Raw genomic sequence first — 21,134 nt, 5'->3', positions numbered from 1 at the left:
CGCAAAAGGAGACGAAATGACCGACACACCACAAGAACTCGACTTCTCGACATCACCGACCACCACCCCACCGGACCCGTATGCACCCGGCCGCCACACCGCCGCCTGAAAGGAACCCCGATGCCCGACCACGAACCGACCACCCCCGCTGACACCACCGCCCACCGCAACCAGCGCGACGACTGGCTCACCACCGCCGAGCTGGCCCAGGAATACAAGTTCACCATCGGGACTCTGCGCTACTGGCGGCACATCGGTTACGGCCCCGCCTGTTTCGCCCTCGGCCGCAAGATCTTCTACCGGCGCACCGACGTCGAGGCGTGGATCACCGAGCAGGAACAACAAACTCGGCGCGGCGGCACCGCCGCCGCCTAACAGGCAGCCCTGATAACGCAGCTGGCCCCCGCCGGTTCAACCCCGCTGCGCCAACAGCGGGCGACGGAGGCCAACACCACTACACCCTCCAAAGGAATAGAGGCATGGTCCAGACTAAACGTGGCCGCCCGGAACTCGACCCCGGCACCGTCCCGGAACCGAACGTGAAACCGCACCCGAGCCTGCCGGGTGTGTGGACGGCATCGGGGCGGCCCCGCGATTGGAACGGCAACTACAAGCGCATCACCCGCTCATCACCCCCGGAAACCGACAGCCGGGGCCGGACCAAACCGGACCGGACCGGCGAACGCGCCCGCCGCGAATTCCTCGACGTCGCACAGGAGTGGATCGATTCCTCGGTCACCCTCGCGGGCGCGCTGACCAAACGCTCCACCCTCGCCGAGACGTGGGCCGCGTACAAAGACGATCTGCGCAAACGCGGACGCCTGGAAGCGACGATCAACAACTACGAACCGATGATGCGCGACACCATCATCCCGAAGTACGGACGCCGCGAAATCGGCATGATCAACACCGCCGTCATCGAAGACATGCTCGCCCATGTGGCCCGCGAGCGTGGTGGCAGCGCTCCACGCATCTTGAAGGAGAACATCCTGTCGGGGATGTTCCGATTCTGCATCCGCGTCGGCGCACTCGGACCAGGCAACCCCGCCAACCCCGTCCGGGAAGCGTTGCTCCCCAAACCCAGTAACTTCCAGCGCCGCCGTGGCGGTGCCGCATTCGTCGACACCGCGACCGTCGCACGCATCCTAGTCGGCGTCTATACCTCCACCGCGCCGTGCCCCACCCTGGACAAGCGACAAGGCAAGCGGGCGTGGAAACAGCGGATGCCTACGGTCGCGCAGTACTGCGACACCCACGATCTGGCCGATTGGGTGGTGTTCGTCGCCGCGACCGGATGGAGGCTCGGCCAAACACTGGGCGTGTGCGAATCCGACATCGACTTCGACACCGGAATCCTCACCCCACGCGGCGCGGTCCGCAACCGCGACGGCTCGGCGCAGGTGTGGACCGACTACACCACACACGACGCCGAAGACCTGAACCAGGGCAAGTTCATCACCAAGCCTGTCCAGCTGCCGCAAGTGGTCCTGGACATGCTGGCTACCCGGATACGCCGGTTGAAGAAGGTCCGGTTGGCGTTGCCGCCGCGCCCGCAGAAGGCGGACTGGCCCGACGATTTGTTGTTCTTCGATCTGGACGACGGCGGGCCACGCAACCTCAAAAGCATGAGCCGACGCTGGCGGCGAATCGCCGCCGCGCTCGGGCTACCCGACGCGGTCACGCCCCACAGCTTGCGCAAACACCTTGGCACCGAAGGCATCTCAGCCGGACTCGACGTCACCAAGGTCGCCGACCAACTCGGCAACACCTCCCGGGTACTGCGCAAATCGTACGTGCGACGCCACCAGCCACACGCCGACGTGACCGCACTCATCGGCGACAAGATTGGCCCCGCACTCAACGAGGTCGCACGCCGCCGCTCCAGCTAGCCCGCGTACCGAACCGAAATGTGGGGCGGCACCGCCAAGCGGTGCCGCCCCACAACTGTGTCCGCCGACGCATGGAATCTCGCACACCTCACCGACGACCGAGCACGACAGCACACCGGACCCGTCCCGCCGTTCGGGAACATGCTTATGACGACACCTTGTTCACCGATATGGAGCTCAGCGCGCCAGTCACCGACGCTGTTTCTGAGTAAGCCTGTAGTATCGGTGCCGCGCTTTGATCAGCTGACGGACGGGCCAAACTCTCACGCCCGATTCCGTTGGAGTCAGCATGATTTGGACGACTCGACAAGGGGTCGACCGGACTGGAGCGCGCAGGGTACAGACTTCCAAGGAAGAACTTGTGCCGGGTATCGGCGCTCCACCGCTCCCGGTTCGATCATCCGCAACCACTGGGATGGCCGAGCCGGTGACGCATGCTCAAAATCTGATCGCGCCCCCCGATGAGGCTGTTCCACAGACCATTTGGGACGCAATGTGTTCAGCGCTTTCTCCGGGATCGCGACTGTTGGTGCAGTCATCATCCTGGCTGCCGTGCCGCTGCTGTACATCCTGTCGATGACCGCAGTATTCGCCCGGGACCGGGAGCGGAGAGAGGCAGCACGGCGTGTGCTGGCGATGCTGTGGCCGTACCGACGACCCAACGACTTCCAGGAGATCGATCCTCCAGACCGGGAGTAGCAGGCATGAGAGTGCACCGACCGGTGTCGGATCCGCCGGTCTGCCCCTGGGTCAGCACTGGAACGGGAAGTACTGCTGCGGCGAAGCAGTCGACTGCACGGGCGCGACGGTCGAGGGCACCACAGCGGTGTCGCCCGTCCTGTCAGTAGTTCCCATGTGGGTGAGGGTCAGCACGATCAGCAGGAAGACGGCACCGCCCACGATCGCGCCGAGGGCCCACCGGATCGGCATGGATGCACTGCGGTAGCCGTCGACGTACGGAGACCGGTAGCGCCCCGGCCGGGCGGGCGGCCGAGGCGCTGCCCGCGGTGAGCGCCGCCCCCGATCGGATCGAGCGCGTCACCGTCGAGGGTAAGCGGCGTGAGGACGTCGAGATCGCCTGTCGCCGAGGCCATGCCGCGAGCGGTATGAGAAAGGGCCGACAAGAATTGTTGGACACCAATACTTTTCGATACGTTTATCGACACATGCCCTGTCCCGCCTACCTGGGCTTCCAGGCCACACCGCGCCCTGGTGCTGGAGTGTCCAAGAACCGATCAATTCTCAACACTCGCGCGGCGGGCGCTGGCGGGTAACGTCTTCGCATCCCATCGAAAGAAGGTCGAGCACACCATGGGAGCATCCCTTGAGCGCATGATGGAAGCCGCTGATGCCGCTGACCGCAACCGCAACCGCGACCGCGCAGGCGCCTTACACCGTCTCATCGAAGCTCACGGCCTCGGCCAACTGATGGGTGTACGCCAAGACGGCGGCGTCTACGTTCACGTTGAACAGCTGAGTTCGATGCCGCCTGATGCATTGAATGACGCGTTACTCACTACCCGGCAAGCACTAGAGGAAGCCCAGAAGCAGGACGCGACGGACTCTGGTGGCACGTTGTCGGTTCGTGCGTTGAGATCCCTGGACCGGGCGCTCCAAATAGAACGCGCACAACGACTTCACCACCAACAGGTGCAGCAGGCTCAGGCCACGGCAGAGAAGGTCGAAGATCCCGATGTTCGAAAAGAACTCTCGGCGCTTATCGGGAAGATCGAGGAACAGCAGCAACAGATCGAGCAGCTGATCCAGGAGAATGGAGATGCCCAGAAGGCGGACTTGGGCCGCCTGAAGTACCGGCAACAGTTGTGGCAGATGCGTAAGTCCCTGTTGGAACGTGAACCTGCAGCCGTACTGCTCGGAGGCGTCTTACTTCTGGCATTCGCAATCACCCTGGTCATTGCCACGTTCACTCATACCGAGACACCAGAGATCGTCGCCAGTGCGTTCTTGTTGATACTGGGATTCTTCTTCGGCCAAACCACCAGCCGGGAGCGAGACCGCGGCAACGACTAGCTTCACCGTGCCGTTGATCGAGTGTGATCGTGACCCTTGGGTATACAGCCTTATCGGCGGTCGGACACCGGATCTGCGCACCTCCTCGTGGCGAGCGATTTCCCCTGACGACCCATCCGCCGAACCCGCGCCGACGAACAGTTGCCGACCGAATCCGCACAAAACCGACAGGAGCGCAATGGTGCGCGGTAGCAGGTTCAGAATGCTCGTGCTGACGTTGGCGGCGATACCGGCCGGGCTGGCCGCCTTCGCCGGGTCGGCCCAGGCGGCACCCGGCGGTACAGCGGCCGGTACCTACTGCCGCTGGGTTACCGGCCGTACCAATAACGCGGCCCGTGCCACCTTGGCCTGGCGTGGGAGGTGTCGTGGCCCTGGGGGTTCGCCTACCGCCGTCAACGTGATCTCAAGCAGGGCCGCTCCGTCGAATTCGACATTCAGCACCGCCCTACACACACGTCGGCCGAATTCTTGACGACTAGATGGCAATTGGCCACAGAACACACGGTACTGTCGGCACCATGACCAGTGCCGACGCGTTTAGCGAGCACATTGGTAACTCGTTGGGTACGCCCAGAAATGAGCACATCGCTCGACCGCCGGCCCGCTACGAAACCATCGACGCACCCACGTCCGGCAAAGGCTCGGGGAGGCGGGGGAGTACACCTACGTGGGAGTTCTCGCATGTCATAGTCCGGTAGCATCAGAGCTACCACATTCTTTGGAGGTTAATTATGGGCAGTCTGAGCATCTGGCACTGGCTGATCATCGCCGCGGTCTTCGTGATGTTCTTCGGCGCGAAGCGTATGCCCGATGCCGCCCGTAGCCTGGGCCGCTCGCTGCGCATCTTCAAGAGCGAAGTCAGCCAGATGCAGAACGAGAGCAGCGCACAGGCAAGTGCAGCACCGGCCCAGCAACCGGCCGCTGAACTGCCGCAGGCCTCGGCCGTTCAGCCGACGGTCGCTCAGCCGCAGGCCGAGCCGCAGGCACAGCCGAAGTCGCTCTGAGCCCAGCCTTGCCGCCGGGGTGAGTAGCGAACTCGCTCCGGGCGTAGTGCTGTTGCCCGCCGACCGCTGCGGGCACCTTCGACCCCAGGGGCCAACACACCACCATGCGAATCCCGTTCGATCCCCGGCGCAGTAAGCGCAGGACGAATCCCGACGGCACCATGTCGTTGGTCGAGCATCTGCAGGAGCTGCGCCGTCGGCTGCTGGTCTCGATCGCCGCGGTCGTCGTCACCACGCTGTTCGGCTTCTTCTGGTATGCGCATACGATCTTCGGCGTCGAAAGCCTGGGTTCGCTGCTGACCGGACCGTACTGCTCGCTGCCCGCCTCGTCGCGGGCCGTACTCACCGCTGACGGCGCCTGCCGACTGCTGGCGACCGCGCCCTTCGAGCAGTTCATGCTGCGGTTGAAGGTCGGTATGACCGCGGGCGTGGTGCTGGCGGCCCCGGTATGGCTGTATCAGATCTGGGCCTTCATCACGCCAGGTCTGTATGCGAAGGAACGCAAGTACGCGGTCGGATTCGTCACCTGCGGTAGTGCGCTGTTCGTGACCGGCGCCGTACTCGCGTATTGGGTTGTCGCGCACGCGTTGAGCTTCCTGCTGAATATCGGCAACAACGCGCAGATCACCGCGCTGAGCGGTTCGCAATACTTCAGCTTCATCATCCAGCTGCTCGTCATCTTCGGTGTCAGCTTCGAGATCCCGCTGCTGGTAGTCGGATTGAATCTGGTCGGGGTGCTGCACTACGACAAGCTCGCCAAGTGGCGGCGCGGAATCATCTTCGGGCTCTTCGTCTTTGCCGCGATCGTGACCCCGCAGGATCCGTTCTCCATGCTGGCGCTGGCGCTGGCCCTGACGGTGCTGTTCGAGGTCGCCATCCAATTCTCCCGGATCAACGACAGGCGGCGCGCACGTCGGGAGGCCGACGCATTGGCGGCACTGTCGGATGAGGAAGCCTCCACGATCTCGGGCCCCGAGCCGATCAACCCGGCCGATTCGATCATGGAGCCACCGGAAAAATCAGCACGACCCGTGTCGGACTACTCCGATACCCTCTGACGGTGACGTATCACCAGTCGCAGGCGGGCGAGCTGGCAAAGTTCTCCGCTGAGCTGACTTTCGGGTTGGATCCCTTCCAACGCAATGCCTGCAAAGCCCTCGAGGGCGGGCACAGCGTGCTGGTCTGTGCCCCGACCGGCGCGGGTAAGACCGTCGTCGGTGAATTCGCGGTGCATCTCGCCTTGGCGGCTGGCGGGAAGTGTTTCTACACCACGCCGATCAAGGCGTTGTCGAATCAGAAGTTCGCCGATTTGATCGAGCGGCACGGGCGCGACCAGGTCGGTCTGCTCACCGGCGACCAGTCGATCAACCCGGATGCGCCGGTGGTCGTGATGACCACCGAGGTGTTGCGCAATATGCTCTACGCCTCCTCGGACGCGCTGCGCGGACTGTCGTATGTGGTGATGGACGAGGTGCACTACCTCGCCGACCGCTTCCGCGGCGCGGTATGGGAGGAGGTCATCCTGCATCTGCCGCCGGATGTGCGGCTGGTCAGCCTGTCCGCGACGGTCAGCAATGCCGAGGAATTCGGTGCGTGGATGGAGACGGTGCGCGGCGATACCGCGGTGGTCGTCGACGAGACCCGCCCGGTGCCGCTGTGGCAGCACGTCATGGTCGGGCGGCGGATGTTCGATCTGTTCGATACCAACTCCAGTGAGCAGAAGGTGCTCGTCGACGAGGATCTGGTCCGCTATATCCGCCATCGCGAGGCCGCGGACCGGATGAACAGCTGGGGTGGACCGCGCGGTCGCGGTGGGAACCGCAGCTTCCGGCCGTTGCCCCGGCCGGAGGTGCTGGCCAAACTCGATGAGGAAGGGCTGCTGCCCGCGATCACCTTCATCTTCAGTCGGGCCGGATGCGATGCGGCGCTCGCGCAATGCCTGCGTTCCCGGCTCGATCTCTCGGGGGCGGCAGTCGGCGGAGCCGACGGGGTGGGTAAGCACAGGGGGGCGGCAGTCGGCGGAGCCGACGGGGTGGGTAAGCACAGGGGGGCGGCAGTCGGCGGAGCCGACGGGGTGGGTAAGCACAGCCGTGACGACGAGTCCGAAGAGATCGACGCGATCATCGAGAAGCACACCGGGGATCTGCCCAAGGGCGATCTCGAGGTGCTCGGCTACTGGGAGTGGCGCGAGGCGCTGCACCGCGGCCTGGCCGCGCATCACGCGGGCATGCTGCCCGCCTTCCGGCACACCGTAGAGGAATTGTTCGTGCGCGGTCTGGTGCGGGCTGTATTCGCCACGGAGACACTGGCATTGGGCATCAATATGCCCGCGCGGACGGTGGTGCTCGAGCGGCTGGTCAAATACAACGGTGAGTCGCACGCCGAGCTGACGCCAGGGGAGTACACGCAGCTCACGGGCCGGGCCGGACGACGCGGGATCGATGTCGAGGGCCATGCCGTCGTGCTGTGGCAGCCCGAGGTCGATACCAGTGCGGTCGCGGGCCTGGCATCCACCCGGACCTATCCGCTGCGCAGTTCGTTCCGGCCGGGCTACAACATGTCGATCAATCTGATCGATCGGATGGGTGCCGACGAGTCACGGGCACTGCTGGAGCGGTCCTTCGCGCAGTTCCAGGCCGACCGATCGGTGGTGGGGCTGGTGCGTGGGATCGAGCGCAACGAGGGGCAGTTGCGCAAACTGCGCGATCAGCTCGGCGGCGAGGACGGCGGCTTCCTGGACTACATTTCCCTGCGCGAGCGGATCAAGCAGCGCGAACGCCAGATCGAACAGCAGGGGCGGGCCGATCGGCGTGGGGCCGCGGTCGAGGCGCTGGTCTCCTTGCGGCGTGGCGATGTGGTGGCGATTCCGTCCGGGCGGCGGGCCGGGCTCGCGGTGATTTTGGAGCCGGATGCCACGCCGGGCGATCCGCGTCCGCTGGTGCTGACGGAGGACAAGTGGGCGGGGCGGGTATCGGTCGCCGATTTCCCGGTGCCCGCGAAGACCCTCGGTCATATGCGGCTGCCACGCAAGATCGATCACCGCACGGCCAGGACTCGGCGGGATCTGGCGTCGGCATTGCGCAGCACCGGGATCTCCGCGCCGGGCCGGTCGCGGCGCGGCGACCGTTCGAAGGCGGGCGAGGACCGCGAGCTGTCGACACTGCGGCGCAGTCTGCGTTCGCATCCGGCGCACACCCGGCCCGATCGCGAACAGATGAGCCGGGTCGGCGAGCGCTACAACCGGCTGCAACGCGAGACCGAGACGATGCGCCAGAAGGTTGCCGCGACCACCAACTCGCTGGCGCGCACCTTCGATCGAATCCTCGGACTGCTCGAGGAGCGCGGGTTCGTGGCCGCGGGCGAGGTAACCTCCGACGGTCGTCGGCTGGCCAGGATCTACGCCGAAAGCGATCTGCTGGTCGCCGAATGCCTGCGGCAGGGGCTGTGGCGCGGGCTCGGTCCGGCCGAATTGGCCGCGGTGGTTTCCATCCTGGTGTACGAATCCCGCCAGGAGGGTGGCTATCTCGGCGCCAGCGGGCCGACCGAACCGATACGCCGGGCCGTCGCCGCGACCGTGGGCGTGTGGAGCGAGTTGCGCTCCGATGAGGCCCGGCACAAGCTGCCGCCCACACGCGAACCCGATCTCGGTTTCGTGACGGGTGTTTATAAATGGGCCCGCGGCGATGGGTTGGCCGAATCATTGCTGGCCAGCGGTGATCAGAACGCGCCGCTGTCCGCGGGCGATTTCGTGCGGTGGTGTCGGCAGGTGATCGATCTGCTCGATCAGATCCACGGAACCGCCGACGATGTGGAGGTCGCGGGAACCGCGGCCAAGGCCGTCCGCGGGATCCGACGGGGTGTCGTAGCCGTGGACGCCGCGTAGCCGATTCGATTGTGATTTGATTTCTTTCGCGTACCGACCGTGGCGGAGGAGTCGGACAGGATCGCGCCTCGTACCGGGATGGTCCTGTCGTGCGACGAGTCTCACGCGGGGGGCTACCGTGTGTATAACGATGCGAGTGGAGGCAACCAGATGAGCGGCCCGTACGGACCGAACGACGCCCCTGGTCCCGGGGAGGGACGCAACGATCCCACCCAGCAGTGGGGCGGACAGCAGGCACCCGGCGCAGCCGGGCCTACCCAGCAGTGGGGTAGTGCCCCGCAGGCTCAGCCGACTCAGCAGTGGGGCGATCCGAACGCGCAGCAGCCGCAGTGGGGCCAGCCGAATCCGCAGAGCCAGCCCAGTCAGCCGCAGTGGGGCCAGCCGAATCCGCAGAGCCAGCCGAGCCAGCCGCAGTGGGGCCAGCCGCAGCCGAGTCAGCCGAGTCAGCCGCAGTGGGGCCAGCAGCCGACCCAGCAGGACTGGTCGGCGCAGCAGGGGCAGCAACAGCCCTGGCAGCAGGGCCAGCAGCAGCCGTGGCAGCAGCAGACCCCGCCACCGAGCAGCGGCGGCAAGAGCAAGGGCCTGTTCATCGGCCTTGGCGTGCTCGCGGTCGCGGTCATCGGCGCCATCGTGGTGCTGGTGCTCGTGCTGACTAGCAAGGACGAACTCGACAAGGCCGCCGTTCAGGACGGCGTCAAGAAGGTGCTCTCGGATTCCTACGGAATCCAGGACGTCGCCGACGTCTCCTGCCCCTCGGGCCAGCAGGTCAAGGTCGACGCCACCTTCACCTGTGACCTGAAGGTCAGCGGTGAACAGAAGAAGGTCACCGTCAAGATCACCAAGGACGACGGAACCTACGAGGTCGGCCGCCCGAGCTGACAGTTCGGGCCTGCGGTCGGCAGGTTGGCGAGCGGGTGTCGGTGGGGCGGCCCCGCTGCCGAAAACGTCCGGTGGGCTTCGATGGCGTACAGCCGTGAGCAGAACCTGTGACCTGCGTGCGGCAGCTACCGGGTGGGCGAGGGCTCAGTTCTGGTAGGTGACCACCGGTGTGGTTCGACGGTCACGCCGAGTGCGCAGCAGTCAGTGCCGTGATCAGGCGGGTGATGGGGCTTTCCGCGTTGTAGGCGGTGGCCAGTGCGCGGAGGCGGTCCGGATCGGCGGGCGTCCTGGGGAGAGTGTCCGGGCGGGACAGTTCCACATCGGCATCGCAGACCACGCGGGTGACCGGGGCGGCGGCCTTCAGGTAGGTCTCGGCGGCGCGGAGTTTGGCGCGTATGCCCTGGGCCAGGTCGGCGGCGGGGTCGTCGACGGCCGAGGTGAGCGCGTCGAGGGAGCCGAAGCGGGAGATGAGCGTCGCGGCGGACTTCTCGCCGATCCCGACGACGCCGGGCAGGCCATCGGAGGAATCACCGCGCAGGGTCGCCATATCCGCATAGGCCGGACCCGCATTCTCCAGTGGCACACCGTATTTCGCGGATACCTCAGCGGGGCCGAACAATTCGGCCTTGGCCAGGCCGCGACCGGCGTAGAGCACACGCACCTGCGGTTGCGGCTCGTCACGGACGAGTTGGAGCAGGTCGCGGTCGCCACTGACGACCACCACCGGATCGGTGCGCTCACGGGTGGCCAGTGTGCCGAGCACGTCGTCGGCCTCGAGTCCGGCTGCCCCACCGGTGGCGATACCCGCCGCGGTGAGCACGTCTAAGATCATCTCGACCTGCGGGGTCAGCGTGTCCGGCACGTCCTCGGCGCCGGGCGCGGCATCGGCGGCGGTGTCGAGGCGGTGGGCTTTGTAGGTCGGCACCAGCGCAACCCGGAACGCGGGGCGCCAATCCAGGTCCAGGCAGACGACCAGCCGGCTCGGCCGGTGTTTGGTGATGAGCGAGGCGACCATATCGGTGAAGCCGCGCAGCGCGTTCACCGATCGGCCGTCGGGTGCGGTGATCTTCTCCGGAATCGCGTGGAACGCGCGGAACCACAGGCTCGCGCCATCGAGCAGCAGGAGGGGCCCACCGGAAGTCGCAGTGTTCACGCCGCTGAGGCTACCTGTCCGCAACGACAACCTCGGGTGATCGGTATTCGTATTCGGGTTGATGTCGGTGGCGGGTACCGTCGGACGGTATGAGCTCGCACACGGAGTCCCGATTCGCGGCGGATGTCTACGGTGATCGACTCGAGCGGGCGGTGCAATTGATGCGCGCCGCTCATCTGGATGCGCTACTGATAACGCCAGGGCCGGATCTGCGTTATCTCATCGGCTCGGCGGCGGAGTCCTTCGAGCGGCTGACCTGTCTGGTGATCCCGGCCGATGGCGCGACCCCGTCGGTGGTGATTCCGAAGCTGGAGTTGGCGTCGCTGGAAGGTTCGGCCGCGGGTGAACTCGGTCTGCAGGTGCTGGACTGGGTCGACGGCGTCGATCCGTATCAACTGGTGAAGTCGTCGCTGCACGTCGGCTCCCGGGTCGCGGTCACCGATGTCATGCCCGCCCTGCATCTGCTGCCGCTGGCGGAATCCGTCAGCGGGCTGCCCACATCCGCGACGCCGGTGCTGCGGGAACTGCGAATGATCAAGGACCAGGCCGAAATCGAGGCGCTGCGCCGCGCGGGTGCGGCCATCGACCGGGTGCATGCGCGGATGGGGGAATTCCTGCGTGTCGGGCGTACCGAAGCTGAGGTCGGCGCGGATATCGCGGCGGCGATCGTCGAAGAGGGCCATACCGCGGCGGCCTTTGTCATCGTCGGCAGCGGACCGCACGGCGCCGACCCGCACCACGGTGTCTCCGACCGTCGCGTCGAAGCCGGCGATGTGGTGGTGATCGATATCGGCGGCCCGGTCGACCCCGGCTACTACTCGGACTCCACCCGCACCTACGTCCTCGGCGAGCCCGCGCCCACCGTGGCGGCGCAATTCGGCGAACTGGAGCGCGCGCAAGCGGCCGCCGTCGCCGCCGTTCGTCCCGGTGTCACCGCCGAATCGGTCGACGCCGCGGCCCGAAACCTGTTGACCGAAGCCGGTTTCGGCCCCGCCTTCGTGCACCGCACCGGCCACGGCATCGGGCTGTCGGTCCACGAGGAGCCCTATATCGTCGAAGGCAACAGCTTGCCACTGCAACCGGGTATGGCGTTCAGCATCGAACCCGGTATCTACTTCCGCGGTGAGTGGGGCGCACGGATCGAGGACATCGTCGTGGTCACCGAGGACGGCTGCGAGTCGATGAATCAGCGGCCGCACGGGTTGACGGTGCTGAGCTGACAGTCCGGGGATGCGCTGGGTGTGCGGTGCGTGGTTGGGGGCTGTGATTCGGCCGCATGGGTCTGCTGGTGCCGGTCCAACGCTCGCTGACCGCCTGCGATGACCGACCTCTCCCTAGGAGGACGGGCCTCAGTCGCTTTCGACGATCGGCTCCGCCCATACGGCCGGAGTCAGCCCGGTCCGAGGCGGCCGGCTCGGATTCACCCGTCGCCGTCCCGATGGCTGTAGCGATCGCGTGCTGCCCAGGCCCTGAGTAGATGACAGGTGTGGCAGCTGCGGTCCGCTGGCACGGCGAAACGGGCTGGGGCGCAATGACTCTTCTCGGGGGCTGGGGCGGCGGTGCGGTTCAGGCTGGGGTGTGGGTGAGGGTGCTGCTGCAGAGTACGCGCTGGACCTGGATGGCGATGACCACGCGCGTCGGGTTCTCGCGGGGGACTCGGTAGCGGCCCGCATATCGGTCGACCGCATCCGCGACATTGTCCGGATCGTCGAGCACGGTGGCCGGGCCCTCCAAGGTGATCCACCGGATTCCGTCCACCTGGCTCACCGCCGCGTAACCGGAACGTCGCACATTGCGCACCTTGACAGAGCCGTCGTTGGTGATCACCCGCGCGATCCCGGCATCGGGATCCCAGGTGAAACCCACCGCGACCACATGCGGTGTGCCGTCGGCGCGCAGGGTGGTCAAGGTCGCGAGGTGCCGCTCCGCGACGAATTCGAGTGCGGCAGTGGACAGCTGTGTTGTGCTGGTCGGCATCTCCCGACCGTAGCGGTATGCGGGCCGCCCGGTACCGGCGCATACCGAGTCGCCAGCTCCAGGTACCGACTGGTTCGTTCGAAATGCGGTGCATGCTCGGATATTCTGACCGCCGAGATCGACAATCGAGGGGTTCGAGGTCGAAAGGTCGTTGTTTCGACACGGCGGTCGGGCTCCGGTGGTAGCGACGGCCAGCGGTCATGCCGAGCTGAACGGCATCACACTGCCGCTGCTGGAAGTGACCAACCGCGCGGCATTCCCGATCAACGCGGCGGCCGGCGGCCCGTTCCCGGTGTCCGGCCGTTTCAAGGCGACGGCACGGGGACTCTGGTGCAGGCTGGACGACCTACTCCGCGGCGCCTACATCCGCACCTTCGGCGGTGAATTCGAGCCGGGCGGCTTCTGGGTCGAGGCCTCCTATCAACTCGAGATCGTCTGACCTGGCGGATCGGCATATCGGGGTGGGGTGAAAGACTGGTGGCATGGGATCGCGTGGAATTGCCGAGGGGTCGGTGCTGGTACTCGGTGGCCGCAGTGAGATCGGGCTCGAGGTGGCGCGGCGGCTGGCGCCGGGGCGAGTGGTGATACTCGCGGCGCGGCGCAGTACGGAGTTGGCGCGGGAGAGTGCGGCGGTTGCGACGGCCGGGGCGACGGCAGTACATACCGTCGAATTCGATGCGGACGATACGGCGAGCCATCCCGCGCTGCTGGAGAAGATCGCGGCCGAATACGGGGGCATCGGGGTCGCGGTGGTCGCGTTCGGGGTGCTCGGGGACCAGGCGCGGGCCGAACGCGATCCGGCACATGCGATCGCGGTGGTGCACACCGACTATGTCGCGCAGATCAGCGTTCTCACCATCCTTGCGAATCTGCTTCGCACACAGGGCAGCGGGCAGCTCGTCGTATTCAGCTCGTTCGCGGGCGCGCGGGTGCGTCGGGCCAACTACGTCTACGGTTCGGCGAAGGCGGGTCTGGACGGATTCGCCGGCGGCCTCGCGGATGCTTTGCACGGCAGCGGTGTTCACCTGCTCCTGCTGCGTTGCGGGTTCGTCATCGGCCGGATGACCGAGGGCATGGACCCGGCCCCGATGTCCAGCACCCCCGACCAAGTGGCGGACGCCGTCGTGCGCGGTCTGCGTCGCCGTGCCGGTCGGGTTTGGGTGCCGGGCATCCTGCGTCCGGTCATCTTCGCGATCCGCCTACTGCCCCAATCCATCTGGCGTCGGATGCCGCGGTGAACGGCGGTGCGGTGACCACCGATTGGAGCGGGCCACCGATCGCCGTGGTCGGTATCGGTGCCGATGGGTGGGGTGGGCTCGGCGGGGCCGCGCGCGAAGCGGTCTCGGCTGCCGAGATGGTATTCGGGTCGGCGCGGCAACTCGAGCTGATTCCGGAGGACGTAACGGTGAAACGGCGAAGGTGGCCTTCGCCGTTGGTCCCCGCACTGCCGGGATTGTTCGCCGACCACATCGGGCGGCAGCTATGCGTGCTGGCCAGCGGGGATCCGATGTTCTACGGCATCGGCGTGACATTGGCGCGCTTGTTCGGGGCGGACCACCTGCGGGTATTTCCGCAGGCGTCATCGGCGTCGCTGGCCTGTGCGCGGCTGGGGTGGGCATTGGCGGAAATTCCGGTGGTGAGTGCGGTGGGGCGGCCGGTGGCCACGGTGTTGCCGGAGTTGGCCGCCGGGCGGCGGCTGCTCGTGCTGAGCGCAGACAAGCACACGCCGGGACAGCTCGCGGAATTGTTGCGGGGCAATGGCTTCGGGGAGTCGACGTTGACCGTACTCGAGCAGTTGGGTGGCCCGCGGGAACGGGTTGTGCGCGATCGCGCGGCGGGGTGGGAGCTCGAGACGGGTGATTCACTCAATATCGTCGCGATCGACTGTGTCGCCGATCCGAAGCATCCGCGGGCGACACGGGTGCCCGGACTGCCGGATGGTCTCTACGGTGGTGACGGTCAGCTCACCAAGTCCGAGGTCAGGGCGTTGACCCTGGCCGCGCTGGCGCCCGCGCCCGGGGAACTGTTGTGGGATGTCGGCGGCGGTTCGGGCAGTATCGCGATCGAATGGTGCCGGACGCATCCGAGCTGTCGTGCCGTGAGCTTCGAGCGGCTCGAACACCGGCGGCGGCAGATCGCCGACAACGCCGCCGCCCTTGGTGTTCCGCACATCGGTGTGCGTGGAGACATACGCACCGATATCGGAAAATCTACCGAATCAGCGCCTCCAGACGCTATTTTCGTCGGTGGCGGCCTTACTCAGGATGGCGTGCTCGAGACATGCTGGTCGCATTTGCGTCATGGCGGCCGTTTGGTGGCGAATGCGGTGACGGCGGAATCCGAAGCGCTGCTACTGAACTGTGCCACCGCGCACGGTGGTGAACTGCGGAAGTTTCAGATTTACCGTGCCGAAGCCCTCGGCAAATTTACGACCTGGCGGCCGCAATTGCCGGTCACCCAGTGGACGGTTGTGAAAGGCGGCTCGGTCTAGCGACCTCGCTTTCCGGGTGCAGCAGCCACTCAGCGGATCGTGCCTGCGCCCGGAATCAGTGGCAGATCCAGTGCGGTTATCCAGCCGGGCGGCAGTTCGTTGACCGCGGGTACGGCATTGAGCGCGCGCATACCCGTGGCCAGACAGCCCGCCACGGCCGGTGTGCGGCCGGAACCGTCGGTGAACCGGAATTGGGTCTCCTGGGATATGGAGGGGGAGCCGATGATATCGACGCGGTAGACGTCGTCGCGGGTTCCGGCGGGCCAGTGCGGTGCGGCGTCGCGGCCGATGCGGTTGACGTGTTCGAGTGTGATGACCTCGCGTCCCTGGTAGACACCGTTGATGGTGAATCGGATGGCGGCGACGGTGCCCGCTTTCACGATGCCCTTGGCCGACGGGCGATCCTCGGGGGTCACCCACTTGTCCCAGGTGGTGGTGACGGCGTCGAGTTCGATGCCCGCGGCGCTGGCGATCATGGGTACCGTCGGACCCCAGGCCATGATCAGTAGGTCCGGATATTCCAGTAGCGCTCGGAATTCCGGCGGATGGCCGATGCCCATCTCGAATTCGTAGTCGCCTTCGTAGTCGGTGTAGTCGAGCAGTTCCGAGGCCCGCACCGACTCCACCGCACCGCACAGGCCCATGAGGGTCATGGGGAACAGGTCGTTGGCGAAGCCGGGGTCGATGCCGGTGGTGAAGCATGACGCACCGCCCTCGGTGCACGCGTCGGTGATGGGATCACGCCATACGTCGGGAGTCCGGTCCATGGCGGGCCAGACCCACGGTGTCATGGCCGTCGAGCACACGTCGATGCCAGCGCGCAGGAACGCGCTGATGACCCTGATGTTCTCGTCGGCGAACTGGGCGGTGGGGCCGTAGTGCACGACCGCATCGGGTCGCAATGCGATCAGGTCGTCGACCGAATCCGTGGCCAGGACACCGGTTTTCTGCGCTCCGCAGAGGTCTCCGGCATCCCTACCGACCTTGTCGGGGTTGCTGACGCCGACGCCGACCAGTTCGAAACGTGGGTGGCGCAGCATTTCCGCCAGCACCATCGAGCCGACGACGCCGGTGCCCCACAGGACGATTCGCTTTGCCATGGTTGCTCCTGTGCTCATCGGTGGAACTCGCCACAGTCGACGGTCAGCATCTGCCCGGTGACGGCGGTGGCCAGGTCGCTGGCCAGGAAGAGCGTGGCGCGGGCGACTTCCTCGGGTTCGGCCAGGCGCTGTAGATCGGTTGGTGCGGCCTTCTCCCGGTAGATGTCGGCGTGGGTGACTCCGGCTCGGCTGGCCAGCCAGTCGAAGTAGGCCTTGTTGATGTCCTCGTAGACGTACGACGGTGCGACGCTGTTCACGCGGATGCCGCGTGGGCCGAGCTCGGTGGCCAGGGATGAAGCCAGATGCTGCAGTGCGCCTTTGGACAGCTTGTAGCCGGAGTACTCCGGTTGCGAGCTGTAGGACACGCATGAGTTGAGCATGATGATCGAGCCGCGCGCGGCCGCCAGTGCGTCGGCGAACAAGGCCGAAAGGCGCAGTGGCGCGAACACATTGGTTTCGTTCACGGTGCGCAGGTGGTCGATCTCGATCTGGGTGATCGGGTTCATCGGGGGGATCGCGAAGGCATTGTTGATCAGGCAATCGATACGTCCGTACTCGGTGAGTGCGCGGTCCACCAGGGACTGTCGCTGCTCTTCGACGGTGATATCGGCCGGTGCGACCAGGGCCGTGCCGCCGTGGGCGCGCACCTCCGCCGCGATCTTGTCCAGCTTGTGCTCCGTGCGGCTCACCAGGACCAGGTTCGCGCCCATGCGGGCGGCCTCGATGCTCAGCGAGTGTCCCAGGCCGGGGCCTACGCCCGATATCACCAGGACTTTGTCCTGCAGCAGCGGAACCGGTCGATATGTTTCGGCGAGTGCGGTGATGTGCGGGGCAGCTGACACGGTTTACTCCTCGAGTCCCCAGCGGTTACAGAATGTAACGACTAATGCTGTGACAGACTGTAACGACTCCACCTCGCGCGGACAAGGGACGAATTTCATGACCGAACGTCACCGGCTGGGCCCACGCCGTGATCCCGCGGTCGATCGCGCAGTGCTCGACGCCGCACGCGCCCTGCTGGTCGAAAAGGGGTATGCCGCGGCGTCCATCGATGCCATCGCGGCCAGGGCCGGAGTCAGCCGCCCGGCCATCTATCGTCGCTGGCCGTCCAAGGCCCACCTCATCGCCAAGGCGGTGTTTCCCGACGTGGGCTCCGACCAGGTGGCGCCCGACCTGATCGGCGAGATTCGCAAGGTGATCCGCGGGACCGTCCAACTGTTCGGCTCCGCCGAAACCCGCGTCGCCATGCCCGGTCTCATGGCCGAGATGCGCGAGGACTCCGGACTCTACGAGAAACTCGCCGCCCGTCTGGACACCCCGACCCGCGTCGAACTCGGCGACTATCTGTCCGGCGACAGTGCATCGGCACGCCCAGGCCTCGATGCGAACACCCTGCTCGATGCCATCGCCGGTGCGGCCCTGTTCGCCATGTGCATCCGTGACATCGATGATGTCGACGGTTTCGCTGCGTCGCTCGAAGATCTGCTGTTGTACGGGGTTATCGGGGCTCGCGGCGAGTCTCGAACTTCCTGACGATCACGGTGTGTGTGGTCGTGGCCGACGCGCTGATGGGTTGCGTGACCTGAAGCCGACGAGTTGGACCGGGGAATCTCGCTCGGATTGCGACGTCCTTAGTGAAACATCGGTGAGTAAAAGGTATGGTCTGGGCCCAAGACTCGCAGTGTAAAAGGGGTCTGATACCAGCTGTATCGGGAGATTTATGAAGTACAAGAAGTTTGCCGCCACCGCGATGATGGCCGTTGCGGCTACCGGTATTGCGGCGGGTACGTCCGGCGCCGCGCCGACGGCACCCGCGCCTGCCGTGCAGAACCAGGCCGCGCCCGCGGTACAGGGCGCGGACCATGATGTGAACTACGCGGTGCAACTGGTGGACAAGTCGATTGTCGCGGCGGTCACCGGCGGTGTGTTCGGTCTGGACGCCGACCAGAAGTACGTCACGGTGAAAAACACCGAGGGCGCGGTCGTCACATCGATTCCGTTGCAGGCGCAGGTCGGGGACCAGTTGATCCCGATCGCGGCCACCATCGACCCCGCCGGGCAAAAGCTGACGCTGACACCGGAGGTCAAGCCGACCGCCGCGGTCAGCGCCGAGGCCATTTCCTCGCAGGAGTGGTTCTTCAGCGAACTGCAGCGCGCCTCGCTCGGCGCGGTGATCGGCGGCATCATCGGATTCTTCTTCTTCGGTATCGGTCTGCCGGTGGGTGCGCTGATCGGCCTGCTCATCGCGGGTGGTCCGAACCTGATCAACGCGGGCATCGCCTACTTCAGCGGGCAGCCCTGAAAACTCTGATTCTGGGCGGCACCCGGGAAGCCAGGGAAATCGCCCACATCGCCTCCGGCGAGCGAGGATTCGACATCGTCTCCTCGCTCGCCGGTCGTGTTCGCGACCCACTGCTGCCGGACGGGCCGGTTCGGATCGGCGGCTTCGGTGGTGTCGAAGGCCTACGGAAGTGGTTGGCGGATAACGAGATCGCGGTCGTCGTCGACGCCACACATCCGTTCGCGGGCACGATCAGCGCGAATGCGGCCGGTGCCGCAACGGACCTCGGCCTTCCGCTCTTGCATGTGCGGCGGCCGGGATGGTCCGAACGGCCGGGCGATCGGTGGATCCGGGTGTCCGATCTCGACGCGGCCGCGCGGGAGGTTTCGGACCTGGGGGATCGCGTGTTCTTGACCATCGGTCGTCAGGGGGTCGCCGCCTTCGCTGACCTGGCGAACCAGTGGTTTCTGATCCGTGCCATCGATCCGCCCACCGGCGCGCTGCCGCCGCACCACGATGTCCTGCTCGCGCGTGGGCCTTTTACACCTTCGGATGAGCAGCGTCTGCTGACTCGACATCGGATCGACGTGTTGGTCACCAAGGACAGCGGTGGGGACCAGACCGCCGCCAAACTCGACGCCGCTCGCTCGGCAGGCCTACCCGTGGTCGTCATCGATCGTCCAGGGTTACCGCCCGGCGCGGTCGTTGCAGGAACTGTTGATGCGGCGTGGAAGTGGTTGCGGGAGCACGCATCCGGCAATTCGTAAATCGGCCGGATGTCGTGGGTTCGGTCTGCGCCGGCACCGTGCTGTGGCGCGGCCTTGCTCAGCGTCCGAGGAGTTCCGGCAGCCGGTCGAACCAGGCCAGCACCGTGCGCTCGTAACCGATGCCGAATTCGAGAGTGGCGCGTTGGTAGGGGGACATATCGGTGTGGTCGTCGATGAGGTAGCGGTCGAGTCGCTGCTGATGAATTTCCTTGTTGGCGGCGATGATTCGATCGAGGTGATCGGGATCGACATGCTTGCCGAAGGACAGGGTCAGTAGCAGCGGCACCCGAATGGTCTCCGCGCCCGGATCGCGGGCGATCCATTCGAGAAATGCTTCGCGACCGGCGTCGGTGATCTGATACGGCGTGCGCTCGCGGGCCCCGGTCTCACCCTTTTCGACGAGTCCGGCCGCGTCCATGGCGGCCAGTTCTCGGTAGACCTGGCTTTGGGTAATGGTCCAGAAATCGCCGATCCGGTCCTGGGCCTGGCTGACCAGATCCCAGCCCGACATCGGACCGTCGTGCAGAAATCCGAGCAGCGACGCCGCCGTGGAATTCAGCGATTTGCGTTGTGTCGAGGTATTCGCCAACGTACTGCTCCTTTCGCTCTCAACGTTCCATAGTGGAATGTTATATGACTCTCGGCCAGGGCCCATGTCGGGCCCCATGGCCCATCGCTCAGCGAGGGGGAGATCGCCACCGATCTCGGCATGTCACGGACCCCGGTGCGGGAGGCATTCCTGCGGCTCGAGGTAGCGGGGTGGATGCGGCTGTATCCCAAGCGGGGTGCACTGGTGTTGGCGATGGCGGTGGGAAGTAGTTGGCTCGAGGAACTATCGCAGCCGCCGTTCGGGCCGGAATTGCCCGCGCGGACCGGTGCGCGACGTTCGGCCATGAGCCTGACCGGTGGGTTCGCCGTCGGTGCCGGTGTCGCGGGTGGGCTCGCGCGGTGGGCGCGGCTGCCGAATACGTTGGCGTATCCGATCAATGTGCTGTTGTGCCTGATCGCGGCGGTGTGGGTGCCTCGGGTACCGGAAACGCTATCGCCGCAGCGGAATTCGGGGCGGTTGATCGACGACCTGAAGGTTGTTCCTGCGGCCGCGCATCGCAGGCTCCGCTGTGTTGCGCTGCCGGTCGCGCTGTCGTTGTTCAATTCTGCCGCAACGGCTTAGGCGGTGCTGCCTACCCTGCTGGCGTCGCGGGTGCACGATGCGCCCATCGCGTTCTCGGCATTGATCACGGTGATCACGCTGGGCTGCGGTTTCGCGATCCAGTCGCTGGCACGACGGATCGATCGGCCGGGCACCGCCCGTGCCGCTGTTGTGGCGCTGGTCGTATGTGGAGTGGCCCTGGCCGCATGGGCTTGCGGTGCATTGGCCCTCGTGCTCGCTGTCGTGCTCGGTGCCGGTTATGGGATCGGGCTGGTCGCCGGACTGCAGGAAATCGAACGCATCGCGCGTCCCGATGATCTCGCCGGACTGACCGCGGTGTTCTATTCGGTCGGCTACCTCGGTTTCGGCGTTGCCGCGCTCCTGGCATTCCTGCACCAGTCTGTTGGTCTGGAGTATCCGAGGATGTTCGCCGTAGCCGGCCTCGGTGCGGCCGGATGCTTGGGGGTCGTAGTCCGGAACTACCGTGCCTGACCGGTACTTTCGGCTTCCGGAAGATGCCGATGGATTC

General features: G+C 66.0%; 23 protein-coding genes. 17 read left to right on the top strand and 6 right to left on the bottom strand.

Going from position 1 to position 21,134, the window contains the following annotated elements:
• The first annotated feature begins 120 nt into the window (after positions 1-120).
• The 3 genes from AB0L58_RS04405 to AB0L58_RS04395 all read left to right on the top strand — a co-directional run bounded on the left by AB0L58_RS04405 (position 121) and on the right by AB0L58_RS04395 (position 2,588).
• A complete protein-coding gene (locus AB0L58_RS04405; RefSeq protein ID WP_364380894.1) occupies positions 121-375 on the top strand; it encodes a helix-turn-helix domain-containing protein in 255 nt (84 codons plus the stop codon).
• 104 nt (positions 376-479) lie between these two features.
• Positions 480-1,889, top strand: coding sequence for a tyrosine-type recombinase/integrase (locus AB0L58_RS04400; protein WP_364380891.1), 1,410 nt, complete (start codon positions 480-482; stop codon positions 1,887-1,889).
• A gap of 483 nt (positions 1,890-2,372) precedes the next feature.
• Positions 2,373-2,588 carry a hypothetical protein gene (locus AB0L58_RS04395; protein ID WP_364380888.1) on the top strand — a complete coding sequence of 72 codons (216 nt, stop codon included), beginning with the start codon at positions 2,373-2,375 and terminating at the stop codon, positions 2,586-2,588.
• A 51-nt stretch (positions 2,589-2,639) separates the two neighbouring features.
• On the opposite strand, the gene AB0L58_RS04390 is transcribed toward AB0L58_RS04395, so the two are convergent.
• Positions 2,640-2,819, bottom strand: coding sequence for a hypothetical protein (locus tag AB0L58_RS04390; RefSeq protein ID WP_364380885.1), 180 nt, complete (start codon positions 2,817-2,819; stop codon positions 2,640-2,642).
• A gap of 402 nt (positions 2,820-3,221) precedes the next feature.
• On the opposite strand from AB0L58_RS04390, the gene AB0L58_RS04385 reads away from it, so the two are divergent.
• The 5 genes from AB0L58_RS04385 to AB0L58_RS04365 all read left to right on the top strand — a co-directional run bounded on the left by AB0L58_RS04385 (position 3,222) and on the right by AB0L58_RS04365 (position 9,686).
• Positions 3,222-3,920: a hypothetical protein gene (locus AB0L58_RS04385; RefSeq protein WP_364380882.1), complete on the top strand. Its 699-nt coding sequence runs from the start codon at positions 3,222-3,224 to the stop codon at positions 3,918-3,920.
• A gap of 731 nt (positions 3,921-4,651) precedes the next feature.
• Positions 4,652-4,924 carry a Sec-independent protein translocase subunit TatA gene (gene tatA / locus AB0L58_RS04380; RefSeq protein ID WP_364380880.1) on the top strand — a complete coding sequence of 91 codons (273 nt, stop codon included), beginning with the start codon at positions 4,652-4,654 and terminating at the stop codon, positions 4,922-4,924.
• Between the two features lie 104 nt (positions 4,925-5,028).
• Complete coding sequence (tatC, locus tag AB0L58_RS04375; protein ID WP_364380877.1) at positions 5,029-5,982, top strand: twin-arginine translocase subunit TatC; 954 nt, start codon at positions 5,029-5,031, stop codon at positions 5,980-5,982.
• 2 nt (positions 5,983-5,984) lie between these two features.
• Positions 5,985-8,807 (top strand): RNA helicase, encoded by a 2,823-nt coding sequence (locus AB0L58_RS04370; RefSeq protein WP_364380874.1) that lies wholly within the window; start codon positions 5,985-5,987, stop codon positions 8,805-8,807.
• 150 nt (positions 8,808-8,957) lie between these two features.
• Positions 8,958-9,686, top strand: a complete 729-nt coding sequence (locus tag AB0L58_RS04365; protein ID WP_364380871.1) for a DUF4333 domain-containing protein — start codon at positions 8,958-8,960, stop codon at positions 9,684-9,686.
• Positions 9,687-9,867: 181 nt separating this feature from the next.
• Here AB0L58_RS04365 and AB0L58_RS04360 read toward each other — a convergent pair whose 3' ends face one another.
• On the bottom strand, positions 9,868-10,839 hold the full coding sequence (locus tag AB0L58_RS04360; RefSeq protein WP_364380868.1) for a 5'-3' exonuclease: 972 nt from the start codon (positions 10,837-10,839) through the stop codon (positions 9,868-9,870).
• A gap of 89 nt (positions 10,840-10,928) precedes the next feature.
• Between AB0L58_RS04360 and AB0L58_RS04355 the strand changes: the two genes are divergently transcribed.
• On the top strand, positions 10,929-12,059 hold the full coding sequence (locus AB0L58_RS04355) for a Xaa-Pro peptidase family protein (RefSeq protein ID WP_364380865.1): 1,131 nt from the start codon (positions 10,929-10,931) through the stop codon (positions 12,057-12,059).
• A 346-nt stretch (positions 12,060-12,405) separates the two neighbouring features.
• Here AB0L58_RS04355 and AB0L58_RS04350 read toward each other — a convergent pair whose 3' ends face one another.
• The gene (locus tag AB0L58_RS04350) at positions 12,406-12,816 is read right to left on the bottom strand and encodes a PPOX class F420-dependent oxidoreductase (RefSeq protein ID WP_364380862.1); all 411 of its coding nucleotides are present in this window, start codon (positions 12,814-12,816) and stop codon (positions 12,406-12,408) included.
• A gap of 178 nt (positions 12,817-12,994) precedes the next feature.
• Between AB0L58_RS04350 and AB0L58_RS04345 the strand changes: the two genes are divergently transcribed.
• From AB0L58_RS04345 to cbiE, 3 genes are read left to right on the top strand one after another with little or no spacing between them, the layout of a single operon-like run.
• Complete coding sequence (locus AB0L58_RS04345) at positions 12,995-13,255, top strand: hypothetical protein (RefSeq protein WP_364380859.1); 261 nt, start codon at positions 12,995-12,997, stop codon at positions 13,253-13,255.
• A 43-nt stretch (positions 13,256-13,298) separates the two neighbouring features.
• Positions 13,299-14,054, top strand: a complete 756-nt coding sequence (locus tag AB0L58_RS04340; RefSeq protein WP_364380856.1) for an SDR family NAD(P)-dependent oxidoreductase — start codon at positions 13,299-13,301, stop codon at positions 14,052-14,054.
• Positions 14,055-14,065: 11 nt separating this feature from the next.
• A complete protein-coding gene (gene cbiE, locus AB0L58_RS04335; RefSeq protein WP_364380853.1) occupies positions 14,066-15,307 on the top strand; it encodes a precorrin-6y C5,15-methyltransferase (decarboxylating) subunit CbiE in 1,242 nt (413 codons plus the stop codon).
• Positions 15,308-15,336: 29 nt separating this feature from the next.
• On the opposite strand, the gene AB0L58_RS04330 is transcribed toward cbiE, so the two are convergent.
• Together AB0L58_RS04330 and AB0L58_RS04325 are read right to left on the bottom strand one after the other, a co-directional pair.
• On the bottom strand, positions 15,337-16,407 hold the full coding sequence (locus tag AB0L58_RS04330; protein ID WP_364380850.1) for a dihydrodipicolinate reductase: 1,071 nt from the start codon (positions 16,405-16,407) through the stop codon (positions 15,337-15,339).
• 14 nt (positions 16,408-16,421) lie between these two features.
• Positions 16,422-17,249 carry an SDR family oxidoreductase gene (locus AB0L58_RS04325; RefSeq protein WP_364380847.1) on the bottom strand — a complete coding sequence of 276 codons (828 nt, stop codon included), beginning with the start codon at positions 17,247-17,249 and terminating at the stop codon, positions 16,422-16,424.
• A gap of 97 nt (positions 17,250-17,346) precedes the next feature.
• Here AB0L58_RS04325 and AB0L58_RS04320 point away from each other — a divergent pair, with 97 nt between their 5' ends.
• The 3 genes from AB0L58_RS04320 (at position 17,347) to AB0L58_RS04310 (ending at position 19,455) form a co-directional block, all read left to right on the top strand.
• Positions 17,347-17,940, top strand: a complete 594-nt coding sequence (locus AB0L58_RS04320; RefSeq protein WP_364380844.1) for a TetR/AcrR family transcriptional regulator — start codon at positions 17,347-17,349, stop codon at positions 17,938-17,940.
• A gap of 187 nt (positions 17,941-18,127) precedes the next feature.
• Entirely contained in the window at positions 18,128-18,709 is a 582-nt protein-coding gene (locus tag AB0L58_RS04315) for a hypothetical protein (protein ID WP_364380841.1), read from the top strand.
• On the top strand, positions 18,706-19,455 hold the full coding sequence (locus AB0L58_RS04310; protein WP_364381758.1) for a cobalt-precorrin-6A reductase: 750 nt from the start codon (positions 18,706-18,708) through the stop codon (positions 19,453-19,455). Before AB0L58_RS04315 ends, AB0L58_RS04310 begins: the two co-directional genes overlap by 4 nt.
• Before the next feature lie 58 nt (positions 19,456-19,513).
• Here AB0L58_RS04310 and AB0L58_RS04305 read toward each other — a convergent pair whose 3' ends face one another.
• The gene (locus AB0L58_RS04305) at positions 19,514-20,044 is read right to left on the bottom strand and encodes a PadR family transcriptional regulator (RefSeq protein WP_364380838.1); all 531 of its coding nucleotides are present in this window, start codon (positions 20,042-20,044) and stop codon (positions 19,514-19,516) included.
• 120 nt (positions 20,045-20,164) lie between these two features.
• Between AB0L58_RS04305 and AB0L58_RS04300 the strand changes: the two genes are divergently transcribed.
• Positions 20,165-20,626, top strand: coding sequence for a hypothetical protein (locus AB0L58_RS04300; protein WP_364380835.1), 462 nt, complete (start codon positions 20,165-20,167; stop codon positions 20,624-20,626).
• Between the two features lie 3 nt (positions 20,627-20,629).
• Entirely contained in the window at positions 20,630-21,097 is a 468-nt protein-coding gene (locus AB0L58_RS04295; RefSeq protein ID WP_364380832.1) for a hypothetical protein, read from the top strand.
• Positions 21,098-21,134 lie beyond the last annotated feature (37 nt).

Origin of the sequence: Nocardia sp. NPDC052112, assembly GCF_040680135.1 — a bacterium.
Classification (GTDB): Bacteria; Actinomycetota; Actinomycetes; order Mycobacteriales; family Mycobacteriaceae; genus Nocardia.
The sequence above is the reverse complement of the archived record's forward strand: the minus strand, read 5'-3'. Positions and strand labels throughout refer to the sequence as shown.

Coding starts and splice junctions, on each gene's coding strand:
- AB0L58_RS04405 (WP_364380894.1), top strand. CDS start 121: ATGCCCGACCACGAACCGACCACCCCCGCTGACACCACCGCCCACCGC.
- AB0L58_RS04400 (WP_364380891.1), top strand. CDS start 480: ATGGTCCAGACTAAACGTGGCCGCCCGGAACTCGACCCCGGCACCGTC.
- AB0L58_RS04390 (WP_364380885.1), bottom strand. CDS start 2,819: ATGCCGATCCGGTGGGCCCTCGGCGCGATCGTGGGCGGTGCCGTCTTC.
- AB0L58_RS04385 (WP_364380882.1), top strand. CDS start 3,222: ATGATGGAAGCCGCTGATGCCGCTGACCGCAACCGCAACCGCGACCGC.
- tatA (WP_364380880.1), top strand. CDS start 4,652: ATGGGCAGTCTGAGCATCTGGCACTGGCTGATCATCGCCGCGGTCTTC.
- tatC (WP_364380877.1), top strand. CDS start 5,029: ATGCGAATCCCGTTCGATCCCCGGCGCAGTAAGCGCAGGACGAATCCC.
- AB0L58_RS04365 (WP_364380871.1), top strand. CDS start 8,958: ATGAGCGGCCCGTACGGACCGAACGACGCCCCTGGTCCCGGGGAGGGA.
- AB0L58_RS04355 (WP_364380865.1), top strand. CDS start 10,929: ATGAGCTCGCACACGGAGTCCCGATTCGCGGCGGATGTCTACGGTGAT.
- AB0L58_RS04350 (WP_364380862.1), bottom strand. CDS start 12,816: ATGCCGACCAGCACAACACAGCTGTCCACTGCCGCACTCGAATTCGTC.
- AB0L58_RS04340 (WP_364380856.1), top strand. CDS start 13,299: ATGGGATCGCGTGGAATTGCCGAGGGGTCGGTGCTGGTACTCGGTGGC.
- AB0L58_RS04330 (WP_364380850.1), bottom strand. CDS start 16,407: ATGGCAAAGCGAATCGTCCTGTGGGGCACCGGCGTCGTCGGCTCGATG.
- AB0L58_RS04320 (WP_364380844.1), top strand. CDS start 17,347: ATGACCGAACGTCACCGGCTGGGCCCACGCCGTGATCCCGCGGTCGAT.
- AB0L58_RS04315 (WP_364380841.1), top strand. CDS start 18,128: ATGAAGTACAAGAAGTTTGCCGCCACCGCGATGATGGCCGTTGCGGCT.
- AB0L58_RS04300 (WP_364380835.1), top strand. CDS start 20,165: ATGTCACGGACCCCGGTGCGGGAGGCATTCCTGCGGCTCGAGGTAGCG.